The sequence below is a fragment of the Coprococcus sp. RTP21281st1_F1_RTP21281_210402 genome (assembly GCF_040915325.1).
In the GTDB taxonomy this organism is placed as follows: domain Bacteria; phylum Bacillota; class Clostridia; order Lachnospirales; family Lachnospiraceae; genus Coprococcus; species Coprococcus aceti.
The window spans coordinates 338243-356222 of record NZ_JBCPDQ010000004.1; the positions used below are offsets into that span (position 1 = coordinate 338243).

General features: G+C 45.3%; 13 protein-coding genes. 11 read left to right on the plus strand and 2 right to left on the minus strand.

Translation table 11 applies throughout. From position 1 onward, the window contains the following. Positions 1-76: 76 nt before the first annotated feature. The 7 genes from thiC to AB5150_RS07770 all read left to right on the plus strand — a co-directional run bounded on the left by thiC (position 77) and on the right by AB5150_RS07770 (position 7704). A complete protein-coding gene (thiC, locus tag AB5150_RS07740) occupies positions 77-1387 on the plus strand; it encodes a phosphomethylpyrimidine synthase ThiC (RefSeq protein ID WP_368291610.1) in 1311 nt (436 codons plus the stop codon). A 222-nt stretch (positions 1388-1609) separates the two neighbouring features. Further along, on the plus strand, positions 1610-2962 hold the full coding sequence (locus AB5150_RS07745) for an MATE family efflux transporter (RefSeq protein ID WP_022215819.1): 1353 nt from the start codon (positions 1610-1612) through the stop codon (positions 2960-2962). Next, positions 2963-3811 (plus strand): YdcF family protein, encoded by an 849-nt coding sequence (locus AB5150_RS07750; protein ID WP_349823309.1) that lies wholly within the window; start codon positions 2963-2965, stop codon positions 3809-3811. A 216-nt stretch (positions 3812-4027) separates the two neighbouring features. Next, the gene (locus AB5150_RS07755; RefSeq protein WP_004850272.1) at positions 4028-4855 is read left to right on the plus strand and encodes a transketolase; all 828 of its coding nucleotides are present in this window, start codon (positions 4028-4030) and stop codon (positions 4853-4855) included. Beyond that, a complete protein-coding gene (locus tag AB5150_RS07760; RefSeq protein WP_015533848.1) occupies positions 4852-5790 on the plus strand; it encodes a transketolase family protein in 939 nt (312 codons plus the stop codon). The genes AB5150_RS07755 and AB5150_RS07760 overlap by 4 nt, the downstream gene beginning before the upstream one ends. 251 nt (positions 5791-6041) lie before the next feature. Continuing rightward, positions 6042-7022, plus strand: coding sequence for a biotin synthase BioB (bioB, locus tag AB5150_RS07765; protein WP_117874602.1), 981 nt, complete (start codon positions 6042-6044; stop codon positions 7020-7022). A gap of 103 nt (positions 7023-7125) precedes the next feature. Next, positions 7126-7704 (plus strand): hypothetical protein, encoded by a 579-nt coding sequence (locus tag AB5150_RS07770; protein WP_022215816.1) that lies wholly within the window; start codon positions 7126-7128, stop codon positions 7702-7704. An 89-nt stretch (positions 7705-7793) separates the two neighbouring features. Here AB5150_RS07770 and AB5150_RS07775 read toward each other — a convergent pair whose 3' ends face one another. Together AB5150_RS07775 and AB5150_RS07780 are read right to left on the minus strand one after the other, a co-directional pair. Continuing rightward, the gene (locus AB5150_RS07775) at positions 7794-9866 is read right to left on the minus strand and encodes a GH25 family lysozyme (protein WP_055146437.1); all 2073 of its coding nucleotides are present in this window, start codon (positions 9864-9866) and stop codon (positions 7794-7796) included. Positions 9867-10038: 172 nt separating this feature from the next. After that, positions 10039-12621: a fibronectin type III domain-containing protein gene (locus AB5150_RS07780; RefSeq protein WP_368291612.1), complete on the minus strand. Its 2583-nt coding sequence runs from the start codon at positions 12619-12621 to the stop codon at positions 10039-10041. A gap of 247 nt (positions 12622-12868) precedes the next feature. Between AB5150_RS07780 and AB5150_RS07785 the strand changes: the two genes are divergently transcribed. The 4 genes from AB5150_RS07785 (at position 12869) to raiA (ending at position 17842) form a co-directional block, all read left to right on the plus strand. Then, positions 12869-13780 (plus strand): DUF1189 family protein, encoded by a 912-nt coding sequence (locus AB5150_RS07785; protein ID WP_022215813.1) that lies wholly within the window; start codon positions 12869-12871, stop codon positions 13778-13780. A gap of 57 nt (positions 13781-13837) precedes the next feature. After that, entirely contained in the window at positions 13838-15583 is a 1746-nt protein-coding gene (pyk, locus tag AB5150_RS07790; RefSeq protein ID WP_022215812.1) for a pyruvate kinase, read from the plus strand. 154 nt (positions 15584-15737) lie between these two features. Next, positions 15738-17099: a C40 family peptidase gene (locus AB5150_RS07795; protein WP_055146429.1), complete on the plus strand. Its 1362-nt coding sequence runs from the start codon at positions 15738-15740 to the stop codon at positions 17097-17099. A 215-nt stretch (positions 17100-17314) separates the two neighbouring features. Then, the gene (raiA, locus tag AB5150_RS07800) at positions 17315-17842 is read left to right on the plus strand and encodes a ribosome-associated translation inhibitor RaiA (protein ID WP_022215810.1); all 528 of its coding nucleotides are present in this window, start codon (positions 17315-17317) and stop codon (positions 17840-17842) included. Positions 17843-17980: the final 138 nt, after the last annotated feature.

A 17980-nucleotide genomic window follows, 5' to 3' on the forward strand; every position in this document is an offset into this window, starting at 1 on the left:
CCACTATAAAAGTGTAAGAGAAACAAATATTAGATCTGGAACAGATTTATAAAGCCGGATCAGATTGGAGGAACAGATGAGAAATTACACAACACAGATGGACGCAGCAAGAAAAGGCATAGTAACTCCTGAGATCGAGAAAGTTGCCGAGAAAGAGCATATGTCCACTGAGGCGCTGATGAAACTGGTAGGAGAGGGTAAGGTAGCGATACCTGCCAATAAGAAGCACACATGCTTAAACCCAGAGGGAGTTGGAAGCATGCTGAGGACCAAGATCAATGTCAACCTCGGTGTGTCAAGAGACTGCAAGGATTATGGTATCGAGATGCAGAAGGTTATGAGTGCTGTCGAGATGGGAGCAGAGGCGATCATGGATCTGTCAAGCCACGGCAATACACAGCCGTTCAGACAGAAGCTCACTTCAGAGTGTCCGGCTATGATAGGAACTGTGCCGGTATATGACAGCGTTATCCACTATCAGAGAGATCTTGCGACACTGACAGCACAGGATTTCATCGATGTGGTACGTCTCCACGCGGAGGATGGAGTTGACTTCGTGACTCTCCACTGCGGAATAACAAGAAAGACGATCGAACAGATCAAGAAACATAAGAGAAAGATGAATATAGTCAGCCGTGGCGGCAGTCTTGTATTTGCATGGATGACCATGACAGGCAATGAGAATCCGTTCTACGAGTATTTTGACCAGATCCTTGATATATGCGAGGAATACGATGTGACAGTATCACTTGGAGATGCATGTCGTCCGGGATGTCTTGCGGACGCAACGGATGTATGTCAGATAGAGGAGCTTGTCAGACTTGGAGAGCTGACAAAGCGCGCGTGGGATCATAACGTACAGGTTATGGTTGAGGGCCCTGGTCATGTGCCACTCAATCAGATTGCAGCCAACATGGAAGTTCAGAAGACACTCTGTATGGGCGCACCATTCTACGTACTTGGACCTCTTGTCACAGATATAGCACCGGGATACGATCACATCACAAGTGCCATAGGCGGAGCGGTCGCAGCCATGAACGGCGCAGCATTCCTCTGTTACGTAACACCAGCAGAGCACCTTGCCCTGCCAAATGTAGACGATGTCAAGCAGGGAATCGTAGCCTCCAAGATAGCAGCCCATGCGGCAGATATAGCAAAGGGGATACCTGGAGCGAGGGATATAGATGACAAGATGGCGGATGCGAGACGTGTCCTCGACTGGGATGCACAGCTTGCATGTGCCATAGATCCTGAGACTGCAAAGGAGATCAGGGACAGCAGAAAGCCTGATGACGAGTACAGCGACACGTGTAGTATGTGCGGTAAATTCTGTGCTGTCAGATCGATGAACAAGGCGCTGTCAGGGGAATACATAGATATACTGTAATTACCAAGAAACTTAAAATATAAAAAGATTCGGCAGTATATGTCCATCTCGGCATGTACTGTCGTTTTTATATGCATAACATGATAGAAAATATATGGGAATAAGTACAAAAAACGGGTGTTCAGCCGAAGATGTTTACTATTTTGCCTATTGTAATGCCGGGTGAACGAGTTTAGAATAAAACCGAAAACAGGAGTAAATTATAGAAAAGAAGGGAAAAAAGTGAACAAAGATCTTACTGTGGGAAGGCCTGAATCCGTGCTTTGGAGATTCTGCCTGCCACTTTTCGGAAGTGTGATATTTCAGCAGCTCTATAACATAGCGGACAGCTTTGTGGCGGGGCAGTTCATAGGAGAAAATGCTCTGGCGGCGGTCGGCAATAGCTATGAGATAACACTTATTTTCATAGCATTTGCATTTGGATGCAATATAGGCTGTTCGGTCATAGTATCCCAGCTGTTCGGGGCAAAGAAATACAGCGAGATGAAGACTGCGGTCTGGACTACTCTCATAGCAAGCGCGGTACTTGTGGCGGTTCTCATGCTGGTTGGATTCCTGCTTGGAGAGAGACTGCTGGCACTTATTGATACCCCGGATGAGCTGATGAGAGATTCGCTTACTTATCTGAACATATACATATTGGGCGTGCCATTTTTGTTCTTCTACAACATAGCGACAGGAATATTCTCTGCGCTGGGCGACTCGAGAACACCGTTCATATTCCTTGCCATCTCATCGGTGTCCAATATAGCCGTTGATATACTGTTTGTAAAGACATTTGAGATGGGGGTAAATGGAGTTGCGTGGGCTACATTCATCTGTCAGGGCGTGAGCGCTGTACTTGCGATAATAGTTGTGTTCAGACGCCTGACAGCAGTTCGCACTGAGGGGAAGGTCCGTGTATTTTCGGGAAGCATGCTGGGCAAGATAGCAGTCATAGCCATACCGAGCATACTTCAGCAGAGCTTTATCTCAGTTGGAAATATAATTATTCAGAGCGTCATCAATGGATTTGGAGCCTCTGTCATAGCGGGCTATGCGGCGGCTGTAAAGCTCAACAATCTCGTCATAACGTCATTTACAACACTTGGAAATGGAATATCCAACTATACCGCACAGAATCTTGGCGCGGGTAAGATCGACAGGATAGGACAGGGACTTAAAGCTGGAATAAAACTCATATGGGGACTATGCATACCATTTGCGGTTTTGTACTTCTTCTTTGGCCGTTATGGCATGTATCCATTTATGGAGAATAGGACAGGACTTGCCCTTGACACGGGAGTCACGTATCTCAGGATACTGGCGCCGTTCTACTTTGTAGTATCGGCAAAACTTGTAGCTGATGGAATACTAAGGGGAACAGGCATGATGGGCAGATTCATGACATCGACGTTTACGGATCTGATACTTAGAGTGGTGCTGGCGATAGTGCTGTCAAGAGTTATAGGTTCCGCCACAGGAATATGGCTGGCCTGGCCGATAGGCTGGACTATAGCAACAGTTATGTCACTGTTATTCTGTGTGAATGGTATTAAGAAGCTGAAAAGAGAAAAAACAGGGAGGATAGAATAGATGACAGATAAAATGACTCAGAAGAGCCATGAAGATATGAGTAAAGAAATAAACAAAGATGGTGTGGCGGTGCGTACACGGGGATATCATATATGGAGAGTTATATTCTGTATAATAGGCGTGCTGGGAATGCTGATGTTCATATATCCGGTGCTTAGAGGCTGTCATGTGAATATAGGAACCCTGCTGGGAACAGGCGTGTTTGCACTTCTCACATTGTATGGAGTATTCAGGGCAAAGATAGACAAATCTGTCAGAAAGCTTTGGGATAAAAAAGCAGGAAAGATATGCTTAAGTTTCGTGCTTGCACTTGTCACTGCTGCGCTTGCCCTTGTTGTGGTCATCACTTATCACATGGTCTATGCGGCTTGTGTAAAGCCTAAACAGGATGCCACAGTCGTAGTGCTCGGATGCGCAGTTAGAGGCGGTGGACCAAGCCTTATGCTGAGAGAGAGACTTATAGCAGCACAGGATTATCTTGATGAGAACCCGGAGGCTGTATGTGTTGTGTCCGGTGGACAGGGCGCAGATGAGAGCATGTCGGAGGCTCAGTGCATGTATGAATACCTTACAGAGCACGGAATTGCTCCGGAGAGAATATATATGGAAGACAAGTCCACATCCACAAGGGAGAATATAAAGTTTTCGGCTCAGATAATAGAACAGAATGACCTGCCTGACGGAATGAATATCGTGACAAATGAATTCCATGAGTACAGGGCAAAGAGAATTGCGGAAAAGCAGGGTATAGATACGGGTTCCATAGCCGGAAGCACTGCATGGTGGCTGCTTCCGACATACTATGTCAGGGAGATGGCAGGCATACTGTATGAGTGGATCAGCGGCTGATATGTGGACAGGTGCGCTGCGAGGCGGACAAAGTGAATACAATGATCCGCCGGACACCCATGCAGGTATATTTGGTCGAAATGCACAGATAACCTTAAAAAAACCTTGTAATATTTCTTGAAAAATGCATGTAAAAACGTACTTCTAAATAGAAGAAATTATGTTATAATGACTCTGTATGATACAAATACAGTATCCAGTTAAAAGGAGAATGAGATGAACAAATTAGAACTTCAGAAAAAAGCTGTAGAAGTTCGCAAGGGCATTGTTACAGGTGTATACAATGCAAAGAGCGGACATCCAGGCGGCTCATTATCAGCAGCAGACCTGTTTACTTATCTTTATTTCGAGGAGATGAATGTGGATCCTAAGAATCCTGAGGACGAGAATCGTGACAGATTCGTGCTCTCAAAGGGACACACAGCTCCGGGCTACTACGCAGCACTTGCGTTAAAAGGCTTTTTCCCAATAGAAGACTTAAAGACACTCAGACATGTTGGATCTTACCTTCAGGGACATCCTGACAAGAAGCACACTCCAGGAGTGGATATGTCATCAGGATCACTGGGACAGGGACTTTCAGTTGCAGTAGGTATGGCACTTGCAGCAAAGATGCAGGGCAAGGATTACAGAACATACTGTCTCTGCGGTGACGGAGAGATCCAGGAGGGACAGATATGGGAGGCAGCTATGTTCGCAGGACATAGAAAGCTTGACAATCTGTGCGTTATAGTAGATAACAACAATCTTCAGATTGACGGAACGGTTGAGGATGTATGTTCACCATATCCTATAGATGAGAAGTTCAAGGCATTCAACTTCCATGTTATCAATATCAATGGCAATGACTTTGACGAGATCGACAGGGCATTTGCTGAGGCAAAGTCCCACAAGGGTGAGCCTACAGCGATCATCGCCCACACGATCAAGGGCAAGGGTGTATCATTCATGGAGGACAAGGCCGGCTGGCATGGAAAGGCTCCGAATGAAGAAGAGTATAAGATCGCCATGGAAGAACTTGAGAAGGAGGCTGCAGCATTATGATAGAGAATAAAGCAATCGCAACCAGAGAGAGCTATGGCAATGCCTTAGTAGAGATCGCAAAGGAGCATGATGATCTTGTTGTTTTAGATGCAGACCTTGCAGAGGCAACCAAGACAGTTATTTTTAAGAAAGCTTATCCTGAGCGACACGTTGACTGTGGCATCGCGGAGGCGAACATGGCAGGAATAGCTGCCGGAATGTCAACATGCGGATACGTTCCATTTATGAGTTCATTTGCAATGTTCGCTGCAGGACGTGCATTTGAGCAGGTGAGAAATACTATCGGATATCCACATCTGAATGTGAAGATCGGTGCAACCCACGCAGGAATCTCAGTAGGTGAGGATGGAGCAACACATCAGTGCTGTGAGGATATCGCACTCATGAGAGAGATACCAGGCATGGTTGTCATTAACCCATGTGATGATGTAGAGGCCAGAGCAGCAGTCAAGGCTGCATATGAGTATGTAGGACCTGTATACCTCAGATTCGGAAGACTGGCAGTTCCAGTACTCAATGATGAGAGCACATACAAGTTTGAGATCGGCAAAGGGGTTAAGCTCAAGGACGGCAAGGACATATCTATCATAGCTACAGGACTTTGTGTATCTGAGGCTGTGAAGGCTGTGGATATGCTCGCTGCTGACGGTATAGATGCTGAACTCATCAACATCCACACTATCAAGCCTATCGATGAGGATATCATCGCTGAGACAGCTCAGAAGACAGGAAGAGTGTTCACAGTTGAGGAGCACTCCATCATAGGTGGTCTCGGAAGTGCTGTTGCAGAGGTGCTTGCTGAGAAGTGTCCTACAAAGCTGACAAGGATCGGTGTGAGAGATACATTTGGTGAGTCAGGCCCTGCAAAGGAACTGCTTCACAAGTATGAGCTTGATGCCGAGGGTATCTACAAGCAGATCAAGGCTGCGCTGTAATCCTAATGTGATCATTTGGAGACATAACAGAGAACACAAGATAAATAGCTGATACTAAATATCTGTGAAAGATATAGAGAGTTATATACAGATGGGGGAGCCTGCCGGTGGCAGGCTCTTTCCATATATACATATGAACTGTCAGATGGGCGGTAGACACTGCAGACATCCGGCAGATTCTGTGATTTACATACACAAGGGCTGAAGACCAGATGAAACTGGGAACTTTACAGAAAAGAGGTAGGAATCATATGGGCAGAGAGTATGTAGAGGAGCTTAAGAACCGCGTGCTGAATGGTGGAGCGGAGATCACATATGATGAGGCTCTAAAGCTTGCACATGAGGATCTGGATATACTGGCGGCTTCAGCAAATGAGATAAGAGAGTATTTCTGCGGAGACCGGTGCGATGTGTGTTCGGTCATAAGCGTGAAGGAGGGCAGATGCACAGAGAACTGTAGATACTGTGCACAGTCCAGGATAGCGAAGAAGGATATACCAGAGATAAATCTGCTTGGTAATGAAGCGGTTACTGAGGGTGCATCGATTGACTATGACAAGGGAAGCTTCAGGTACTGCCTTGTGGCTGAGGGCAGGAGACTTTCAAAGCGGGAGGTTGAGCTTGCTGAGAAAACGGTCAAGGATATACACGACAATGTGGATATCAACATATGCGCGTCATTTGGCCTGCTGGATCAGGAGGACTTTACGAAGCTTAAGGGTGCGGGACTTACAATGATACACAATAACCTTGAGACATCACCTGCATATTTTCCGGAGGTGTGCACCAGTCACACCCAGGAACAGAAGAAGGCGACAATACGCGCTGCAAAGGCTGCGGGACTCATGGTGTGCAGTGGCAGTCTGTTCGGCATGGGCGAGACACTTGAGGACAGGGTGGCGCTTGCATTTGAACTTAGAGAGCTTGGCGTGGATTCGGTTCCGATGAACCTCCTCAATCCGAGGGAGGGGACGCCATTCTATGACAAGACACCTCTCACTGAGGAGGAGTACGTCAGAACGATAGCAGTATACAGATTTGTCATGCCCCAAGTCATGATAAGGCTTGCGGCTGGAAGAGGAAGATATGAGGACAACGGCGAGGCTGCACTTGCAGCCGGGGCAAATGCGGTCATAAGCGGTGACTTCCTGACCACCGATGGCACATCATTTGACCTTGACTTTGACATGATAAGAAGAAACGGATTTGTCACGGACAGAAAACATTCATAGACATTAGTAGGTGCTCCGTGCGCAAGGCAATTGGATGAGAAGGATTAACTGCACGCAAATAAGAGAATATAACATGCAGAATAAGTTTTAGAAGGAGAAGTATATGAAGATTTATGACAGGATCATGGGACTTGGAACAAAGATGACAGACATGGATGCATCCACATATCAGGGCGCATTCATAGGCAAGATATCCTACACAGTAGACAGAGAGAAGGCAGAGGCTGCCGACAGCATTACATATGAGTATGGTGATGTTAAGGAGAACGCATTCATGTACATACTCTCTATCCTTGGAAAGGTAGAGGGAGAAGAGACTCCTGTTGAGAAGATGACCATCACACTCGTAAAGGCATCAGACAAGGAGAAGGAGATCAAGAGAGTGGAGAAGACGGATTATGAGGACGAGAAGCCATTCCACACATTTACAAAGGAAGAGGTTTATGCATTCAGCAAGGAGACAGGAGACGAGAATAAGATCCACCTCACAGACCATCCTGTAGTTCAGGGAATGTTGCTCCTCCGCACAGCAGCATGTGCACACGAGGACCTGAAGAGACTTGATGTTAAGTTTGTAGAGCCTTCATACGCAGAGGAAGAGCTCATGTGGGGCAGCAATGGCAGAGAGCTTGTGCTTTATGCAGATGGCTATGTAAAGGCTTCATTCAAGGTTGTGAAATAGTTTCCGCTAACAGACGATCATTATGATAGATACAAAATAGGCGTCATACCTGATCAGGTATGATGCCTATTTTGTTGTTTGAATTAAGACTAGTTTATTCTTATGAAATCGGATCTTACATATCCGGTGTATTTCTTTGAGCCCTTGGTGTAAGTGATCTTATACCACGCATTCTTGCCGGAATATTTGCAGCCGCTGATCTTGACCTTTGATCCTCTGGCAAGTTCCCGGATGATACGTTTGTTGGTTCCTGCCCCTGCCCTGAGACGGACCTGGCTGTCAATGACTGTTCCGCTCAATGAGCTGGCTTTTGCGGGAGCTTTTGAAATGTCGCCATATACTATCGAACCATTGACATTCTTATATGCAAGAATCCTGTAGCCGAAGCCACTCTTCAAAGCAGGAAGTATACAACTGGTTGTTTTGTAAGAGGATATTTTCTTTACTCTTGTGTATTTGTTATGGGCAATATCATATTTGTATATGATGTAGCCGGATACATTTGAAAGCTTCTGCCAGTGCAGACAGCGATACGAACCGATAGGAGTATACTTAAATGAAGATGTAAAGGTTCGTGGCTTTGTACATTTGCTGAACTCCAGGCGGTTGCTGTACATGATCACACCGTTGTATTCATAATACGCCCTCACGCCGAATTTGTATGTTGTGGCGGGAGAAAGTCCGGTAAAGTTATAACTTCTGGATTCGTCGCCTATGCATCTTGCAATTCTGTCATATTTACCAGTGGACGTGTTGTATTTGTACACGAAATAGCCTGTGACTCCGGAAATCTTGCTCCAGCGGACATTAATGGAACTGGAAGTCCTGTCTGCTATTGCGGCCTGGGTAGGCATGTCCGGGGCGGTATCGAAGATTGGAGGTTCAGGATCTGTCGATGCAGTTACAGCTTCTGCATAGGTGGCGGTGCAGCTATATTCTTGCGAGTAAGCTCCGTATACAGTGCCGGTATTTAATTTATGGTATCCGCGCACCATGTAGGTATATTTTTTACCGCTGGTGAGACCGTTATCAGTGTAGGTCAGAGTTCCAGCCCCCTTTGTTGTTCCGATCGACACATATTTTCCTTCGGCCTCATCGTAACGAACTATTTGATAACCATATACCTCCGGAACCTTATTCCATGTGAGGGTTATGGATGAGTTGGTCGATGACTTAAATGTGAGTTCTGTAGGTGCTGCCGGTGTATTTACATATTTGAAATCGAGATCCGTCGGATAGCTTATTCCGGCGACGGTTCCGTTGTCATCGTACTGCCAATATGAATGAGTGGCGGTCAGCGTGTCTGAATCGTTGTACTGCGCATTCCATATCGGGTATTTGTTGTTTATACTGGTGATCTTCATGTCATCGGTTATAACACTTTTGCTCGCATACAGCATGCCCACGTAGCCGCTTGCTTCCACTGTACTGCAAAAAGTGTTGATGACCGTGGTGGCAGCACTTTTGGACAGGTGCGCATTGTAGAGCCTGCCGGTCAGTCCACCCTCCCATGCGTATTCGTAGTCCATGACGATGGGAAGTGTCAGGTTGTAAGAGGATACGATGTTCAAGGTGTATGCCGCCTCCTGCCTGGCCTCGGTGGCGTTTATGGCCTGAGAGTAGAAGTACGCTCCGACATCAATCCCTGCCGCAGTTGCATTCTTGACATTCTCAGCAAATTTGGAGTCGACGAAATATGCACCTGAGCCATAGTACCTTCCTCCAGCCCTGATAAAGGCAAATGTAACGCCGCTGGATTTTACCTTTCTCCAGTTGATGGAACCGTTCCACTCCGATACATCTATCCCCTTCATGACAGTGGAGTTCTTGAACTGGGATGCGTGTGTATATGTTGTCGATGAGAGCGTGGCAACACCATAAGGATTAGCGCTGTCTGACTGCTTTTGCAACTGCCTTATCGTCTCAGGATCGTTGCCGTAAAGACTATATATGTGGTCGATCTCGGCATCGCTCAACTGAGTGTAGTCAAAGTTACCTTCATCCACAACCTCCTGGACCTCAGATCTGGTCGATGATGTTGAGATGGTGGAGGTGTCAGCCGCGTATACTGTGGCAGAGTCGAAGATATTATCTGCCGCAGTCAGTATAAATATTCCAAGGGAAATAATAAAAAGTTGTTTAGATAATCGTTTTATTCTCATGTAAGCCTCCTAATACAAATGTTACGATTATATTACAAAAAGATTATTAAAATATTATTAATAAAAGGCCTGCATGAGAAAAATATTGAGAAAAAATATAAAAAAAATAGGGAAAAGCAGGAGATACATAGTATGTATGCTTTTCCCTATTTTAATTGTATAAGAATCAGAATTACTTGACACGTATGAAATCAGATCTTATATAGCCCGTATATTTTCTGGAGCCTCTGGTGTATGTGACCTTATACCAGATATATCTTCCAGACTTTGCGTAGCCGGAGATCTTGACCTTTGAACCCCTTGCAAGCGTTCTGACTACTCTGCTGTTTGTTCCGGCTTTTGCACGGAGGTTTACGCTGCTGTCAGTGATCGTTCCGGTAAGAGATGTATTCTTGATCGGTGCTTTTGAAATTGCACCGTAGTATATCTTGCCGTTGTACTTCATGTAAGCAAGAACACGGTAACCGTAGCCTCTTCTGAGGTTAGGAACAAAACAGAAATTTGTCTTGTTGGATGTTATCTTCTTAACTCTTGTGTATTTGTTTGCCTTCTGATCATACTTGTATACGATGTAGCCGTCAGCGTATGACAGCTTTGACCACTGGAGGAATCTCTGCGATCCAAGTGGTGTGTATTTGAAGGATGATGTAAAGGTTGCCGGGAGAGTGCAGGAGCTGAAATCCTTGCGGTCACTGAAGCCTGTGAATCCATTCCGCTCTGTGTATGCTCTCACTCCAAATTTGTATTCTGTTCCGGCTTTAAGTCCTGTAAATGTGTATGTTCTGTTGCTGCTTCCGCTGATACGTGCCACCTGCTCAAATGACTTGCTGGACGTATTATATTTGTATACCGTGTAGCCTGTGGCATCAGATATCTGTGTCCATCTTATGGTCACGGAATTGGCTGTCCTTGATGCGGTTGCGATCTGGGAAGGAACAGCAGGTCCGGTAAATCCGCTCACTGCGCTGGCTGTCTCTGTGTAGTGGTATGTTCCATTTTTCTTGTAATATGCACATACCGTGTAGCTGTACTCAGTTGAATGAGGAAGTCCCTTGTGTGTGTATGTGTCAGTAGACTTGGAAGAGATCTTTGCAAGCCTTGTCCAAGTAGCATTGGATGGCTCCCATACATATACGATGTATCCGTCAACATTTTCCTGCTTATTCCACTTCAGTGTAAGTGAGCTTGTGTAGGCTGAAGTGATCTTGAGCCCTGTAACCTCGCCTGGGTCGGTGGTTATGGTCTTGGCATCTGATAGAACGTGCCAGATGGTGTTGGTATCAGTTGTTGTGTATGCGCGTACCTTGTAGTTATATTTTGTGCCAGGATTGAGCTGGCTGTCGGTAACCTCGCAGTCGTCAGGTGAATTGGTCGTGGCAATCGTCTCGTAGCTGCCTGATGAACCGTTGCTTCTGTATACTCTGTATCCTGTTGCTGCAGGGATAGGTGACCATGAAAGTTTTACAGATGTAGGCGCTGTAACTGCAGCCGCAAAGTTCTCTATGGTATCAGCTATTGTAATGCCGGTACACTCTGCTGAGTAGGTTCCGTAGATGGCTCCTGAGCTCAATTTGTAATATCCGCGTACCTTGTATGTATACTTTTTACCGTCCTGAAGATTCTTATCTGTAAATGTAGTCGTTCCGGCACCCTTGGCAGTTCCCACGGAGACATATTTATCTTCGGAGCTGTCGTAACGCACGATCTGGTAAGCATAGACCTCAGGGATCTTCGTCCATGTCAGTGTGATAGTGGAGTCTGTGCACGCTGACTGTGTCAGAGATGAAGGCGCGGCAGGAGATTTGACATATCTGAAATTCATATCAGTTGCATTGCTGATTCCTGACACCTTGCCGACGTCGCTGTACTGCCAGTATGAATGTTTCACTGTGAGAGTGTCCGTGTCGTTGTACTGGGCATTCCATATAGGATATGACTGTGCGATCGAAGATGCGTTCATGTCGTCTGTGATGACAGTCTTGCTGGCGTAGATCATGCCTACGTAGCCCTTTGATTCAACTGCCGCACAGAATGCTTTTATGACATGTGTAGCTGCACTCTTGGAAAGGTGGGCGTTGTACAGACGACCGCTCAGACCTCCATCTTCCCATGCGTATTCATAATCCATGACAACGGGATAAGTTATGTTGTAGCCTGAGATCAGGTCGGTAGTGTATTTGGCTTCTGTCTTGGCCTCCGATGTGCTGATGGCCTGTGAGTAGAAGTACACACCCACGTCAACACCTGCATTCAGTGCATTTTTGATATTATCCTTGTATGTAGAATCGATGAAATATTTTCCTGAACCGTAGTAGCGTCCGCCCACACGTATGAATGCGTAGGATATTCCTGCGGCTTTAACCTTTTTCCAGTTGATGTTGTCGCCGTTCCACTCGGATACGTCTATGCCCTTGATGACTTTGTAGCCATCGAACATGGAAGAGTGGGTATATCTGGCACTCAGCGTAGCTATATCGCCGGTGGCGTTGTAATCGGATTGACGCTGGAGCTGTTTGATGGTTTCGGGATCGTTATTATACAACTCGTATATGTGATCGATCTCTGTACCGTCAAGCTCTGTGTAGTCGAAGTTTCCATCGTCCACCACCTGCTGTACATCCTCCCTCGTTGATGTAACGCTTATGTCGGACATGTTTGCGGCATAGGCTGTTTCGGGCACGTTGCCGGCAAATGCGAATACACTTATACCCAGAGCAGCGCCCAGAATTATCCTAGTAAATTTTCTGATAATCATGAATTCCTCCCGTTTTGTAAAAAGTTTTGAGCACAGTTTACATAATATAATGTACGCTATGAAAAGTCAATAAAACTGCACTGATTTGTTACGAATATATTACAAAATGCTTATTAAAATCCAGCTAAAACATAAAGCCTGAATGAAAAACAAGAAAAAAGTCGGTAAAGGTTGATGTTTTTCATATTAAATACATAAAGTCTATGTTATAATTAGCAGGCATATGAAATTTGGAGGACAATAACTGTTGGATGATAAAAAAAGAGTTGGATTTTTAGGCGCGTTGAAGAACATGTTCGTAGGTGTCGCAAAACCGGAAGCTTATTACAGAAATGGACGATTTGGACGGATGTCATCGGCGATGCTGATAACATTTATCATGAGCACACTGACTTATCTGGTGATATTCTTTATTCCATATAACCAGTTGTTTGGCGGCGGAAGGTTTGCGGACAGGATAGACCGGAATATGGAGGATTTTTCACTGACCGGAGATGGCTTTTACTACGATGGGACATTCGACTGGTCGGATGATGAGAACATGTCCTACATAAAGATCGACACATCGAAGACGAAAGTGGATGAAGCTGTTGCAAGAGACCTTGCTGCAGACGGCGGGTATCGTACCGTATTCATCATATCAGCGGATGAGATACTCACATATAACTCAGGAAGAACACAGATCATAAGATGTAAGGATATATATGAATCCCTGAATGAGACATATGGATTCAAGGCTGTTACAAAGCAGGATGTGATCAATCTCATAAATAAGCTCGACACACCAGTGCTTGTGCTTGCATGGGTATTGCAGATAATTGTTGGATTTGTGCTCACGTTGTTCTGGTCACTGCTCATAACGGTAGCGGGACTGATAGCGGCATCCATGAAGAAGATCGAGGTATCATTTGGCACTATTTACAAATCTGCCATATATATAAGGTTATTATGGTATTTCCTCATGATGGTCATTGCAACATACATATGGCCGGCGAAGAGAACGATGGGGATGCTGGCGCTTTTCATATCTGTGATATACATATTTGCCGCTGTATCACAGTATCATAAGAATAACCCGGATGACGATCCACAGGAAGATCCGGCACAGGTAGAACAGAATGATCTGGCGCAGGAATTTTCCCAGTATGAGCAAAGGTAAATAATTATAGAAGACACATTCAAATACAATATATAAAACAGTAGGAGGAGTATTCATATGAATTTGAGAAAGACAAAGATAATTTGTACATTGGGACCGGCGACGGACGATGATGAGGTGCTCAGAAAGCTCATGATCGAGGGGATGGATGTTGCCAGATTCAATTTTTCTCATGGTGATCATGCCCAGCACAGGAAGAACAAGGACAGAGTGGAGAAGCTTCGTGAGGAGCTTGGACTTCCGGTTGCAACACTGCTTGATACTAAGGGCCCGGAGATAAGAGTTGGGGACTTCAAGGAGGGCAAGGTTGAACTCGTAGAAGGACAGACATTTACACTGACGACAGAGGATGTGGTGGGCGACCAGGCAAAGGTATCCATTACATACAAGAATCTTGTGAACGATGTCAAGCCGGGAGATACCATACTCATCGATGACGGCCTTATAAATATGAAGATAGAGAAGGTTACTGATAAAGATATCGTGTGCCGCGTGGAGAATGGCGGACCTGTATCAAACCACAAGGGTGTAAATGTTCCAAGAGTTAACCTCACCATGCCATACATAAGCGATGTAGACAGGGCGGATATAATCTTTGGTATTGAGAATGATTTCGATTTCATCGCTGCATCATTTGTAAGATCAGCCGACGATATACTTGAGATCAGGAAGATCCTTGACGAGTATGAGTGTGACAATATCAATATCATCGCCAAGATTGAGAATATGCAGGGCGTTGACAATATAGACGACATAATCAGAGTGTCCGATGGAATCATGGTCGCAAGAGGAGATATGGGTGTTGAGATACCTCTTGAGGATGTGCCTATCATCCAGAAGATGATCATCAAGAAGGTATACAATGCGGACAAGCAGGTCATAACAGCTACACAGATGCTTGACTCCATGATGATACATCCAAGACCTACCAGAGCAGAGGCGACAGATGTTGCAAATGCCATATATGACGGAACAAGTGCAATCATGCTCTCAGGAGAGACCGCAGCGGGCAAGTATCCGGTTGAGGCTCTTCACACCATGAAGACCATCGCAGAGAGAGCAGAGCGAGACATAGATTACAACAAGAGATTCTTCAACAGGGATGCGGTGCAGAATCCTGATATAACGAGTGCTATATCACATGCGACATGTACAACGGCCATAGACCTTGCAGCGGCAGCCATCATCACTGTTACCAAGTCAGGAAAGACAGCGAGAATGCTCTCAAAGTACAGACCAAAATGTCCGATCATCGGATGTACCCCTGTTAAGAAGGTTGCCAGACAGATCAATCTTTCATGGGGAGTTCAGCCTCTTCTTATAGGTGAGGAGAACAACACTGACGATCTCTTCGAGCATGCTGTTGATGCGGCAAAGAAGCACGGCTATGTTAAGGACGGTGAGGTGACTGTAATCACCGCCGGAGTCCCACTTGGCGTGACCGGCACGACAAACCTGATAAAGGTACACGTTGTAGGACATATCCTTGTAAAGGGCTTCTCTATAAATGAGAGATCTGCAACCGCACCGCTCTGTGTATGCGAGTCAGAGGATGAGCTCATCAAGAACTATAAGGATGGAGACATAATCGTCATAAATGAGACCAGCAACAGGATCATGGATCAGCTCAAGACTGCATCTGCGATCGTGTGTGAGAAGAACGGTGGCAATTCACATGCTGCCATAGTCGGACTCAGCCGTGACATACCTGTTATCCTGGGTGCACAGAACGCGACCAAGATACTTAAGTCTGGCGCTATAGTTACTGTAAATGGCGAGGATGGAGTTGTAATTTCAAACTAGTATATGTAACAAATATGTAACAAAAAATAAATACAAACGTATAAAACAACGCCTCCTGTGTTGACAAATGTAATCATTATTGCTATACTACAATAGATTTGTAACAAAGATGTAATAATTGTTGCGTTAAGATCAGCACAGGAGGTTTTTTATAATGTCTAAAGCAAAGTCATTTAAGAAGACTATAGTTGTTGCTGCAGCGGCAGGAATGATGATCACCACTTCCATAGGAACGGTGAGCGCGGGACAGATATACAGCGATTCAACTGTAGGTATTTCATCTGCATTTGACAGATATGCTAACACCCTTGCGGGCAATGATAAAAACGCAGGCGATGCTGCAAAGGCGGCAACGTCCACAGATGCACAGAAGACTACAGCATCCGCAGGAAAGAATGCTGCGGAGGCTAAGAAGGACAAGACAAGCGAAGAGAACAAGGTGAAATATCCTGATTTCAAGGATAAGTGTCTTGTTGCCACCGAGGATTATGTGAATATAAGATCGGGAGCCGGAACTGATTCAGATGTAGTTGGTATCATAGGGAACAATGGAATAGCAACCATAGAGAAGAAGGGCAAGGAGTGGACCAAGGTCACATCAGGTGACTGTACAGGATATATAAGGAATGACCTGCTTCTTTTTGGAGATGATGCGGGAGCCTATGCCGAGGCGAACTGTCCGAAGCAGGTAACTGTCAATACAGAGACACTCAACGTAAGAACAGAGGCTGATGTGAACTCCGACTGTATAACACAGGTTGGATCAGGCCAGAGCTTTGATGTCATATCACAGGATGATAAATGGGTGCAGATAGCACTTGACGACGAGACGAATGGTTATGTCAGCACTGAATTTGTAGATGATACATATGCATTTGCAACTGCCAAGTCCATGGAGCAGATCCAGGCAGAGCTTGATGCGAAGGCTGCGGAAGAAAAGGCGGCAGAGGAGCAGGCAAGACAGGAACAGGAGAGCGCAGACGAGGCAGAAGCTGAGGACGCATCAGATGACAGCCAGAGCACAGAGGATGATTCCTACACGCCAGATCAGCCGGATACAGATTCTGCAGATCAGTCATCGGATACATCAGACGACACATCATCTGACAGCAGCGATTCAGACGATTCACAGAACAATGTAGTGGCACCGAGCGGCCAGACAGGAATAGACCTTGCGAACTTTGCAACACAGTTTGTGGGTAATCCATATGTATATGGCGGATCGAGCCTTACGGATGGAGCTGACTGTTCAGGCTTTGTCATGGCTGTATACGCTCAGTTTGGATATTCACTTCCACACTCAGCGGGAGCACAGTCACAGTATGGAACAAGAGTAGACACTTCAAGTCTTGAGCCTGGAGACATACTTTTCTATGGAGACAGCTCTATAGAGCACTGCGCTATATATATCGGAGACGGAATGATAGTACATGCCAGCACAGAGGAGACCGGTATCAAGATATCCTCTGCATTCTACAGAGATCCGCTCTGTGCAGTCAGAATCATAGGACAGTAGACAAGCTGTATATAATAGGGTATAATGAATACATTGAAGCGCACATGGTATACATGTGCGCTTTTTGTGTAAAATGGCGAAAACATGACAGCGAAAATAAATAAAGTTGTCAATATGCACATAAAAATACGTCAAATATATTGAAAAAAAGACTCGTTGTGGTATAATGGTCATATCAATTTGGATCATATCCAAAAAAGAAGGAGTTGGGCATCATGAATTACATAATCAGCGGTAAGAACATTGAAGTTACAGAAGGACTTAGAAATGCAGTACAGGACAAGCTCTCAAAGCTTGAGAAGTACTTTGCGGCTGATACTGGCGCACAGGTCACATTCAGCGTTGAGAAAGATAGACAGAAGATAGAGGTAACGATTCCTATGAAGGGACATATCATCAGAGCCGAGCAGGTTAGTGATGACATGTATGTTTCGATCGATCTCGTTGTAGAGGTTATTGAGAGACAGGTTACCAAGCATCGTAAGAAGCTCATTGACAAGGAGCAGAATGTAGCATACCTGAACGATGCATTTGTCGACGAGGACGTTGAGGATGATGACGATATCAAGATCGTGAGAACTAAGAAGTTCGAAGTAAAACCTATGTATCCAGAGGATGCATGTATCCAGATGGATCTGCTTGGACATAATTTCTATGTATTCAGGAATGCAGAGTCAGATGAGGTCAATGTCGTATACAAGAGAAAGGGCGGCACATACGGAATCATCGAGCCTGAATATTAAGATCAGATATTGGCAAAAGCACGGTTAATATAAGTGCCGATGATAATTGAATATAGTATTTTAAAGGAGACTTTCGGTTATAGAAGGTCTCCTTTTTGCTTGATATAAATGTCATATGATGTTAGAATGTACCCTGAA

What these genes read in the sequence shown, in the direction of transcription:
- thiC (WP_368291610.1), top strand. Translation starts at nt 77, where the DNA reads ATGAGAAATTACACAACACAGATGGACGCAGCAAGAAAAGGCATAGTA.
- AB5150_RS07750 (WP_349823309.1), top strand. Translation starts at nt 2,963, where the DNA reads ATGACAGATAAAATGACTCAGAAGAGCCATGAAGATATGAGTAAAGAA.
- AB5150_RS07755 (WP_004850272.1), top strand. Translation starts at nt 4,028, where the DNA reads ATGAACAAATTAGAACTTCAGAAAAAAGCTGTAGAAGTTCGCAAGGGC.
- AB5150_RS07760 (WP_015533848.1), top strand. Translation starts at nt 4,852, where the DNA reads ATGATAGAGAATAAAGCAATCGCAACCAGAGAGAGCTATGGCAATGCC.
- bioB (WP_117874602.1), top strand. Translation starts at nt 6,042, where the DNA reads ATGGGCAGAGAGTATGTAGAGGAGCTTAAGAACCGCGTGCTGAATGGT.
- AB5150_RS07770 (WP_022215816.1), top strand. Translation starts at nt 7,126, where the DNA reads ATGAAGATTTATGACAGGATCATGGGACTTGGAACAAAGATGACAGAC.
- AB5150_RS07775 (WP_055146437.1), bottom strand. Translation starts at nt 9,866, where the DNA reads ATGAGAATAAAACGATTATCTAAACAACTTTTTATTATTTCCCTTGGA.
- AB5150_RS07780 (WP_368291612.1), bottom strand. Translation starts at nt 12,621, where the DNA reads ATGATTATCAGAAAATTTACTAGGATAATTCTGGGCGCTGCTCTGGGT.
- pyk (WP_022215812.1), top strand. Translation starts at nt 13,838, where the DNA reads ATGAATTTGAGAAAGACAAAGATAATTTGTACATTGGGACCGGCGACG.
- AB5150_RS07795 (WP_055146429.1), top strand. Translation starts at nt 15,738, where the DNA reads ATGTCTAAAGCAAAGTCATTTAAGAAGACTATAGTTGTTGCTGCAGCG.
- raiA (WP_022215810.1), top strand. Translation starts at nt 17,315, where the DNA reads ATGAATTACATAATCAGCGGTAAGAACATTGAAGTTACAGAAGGACTT.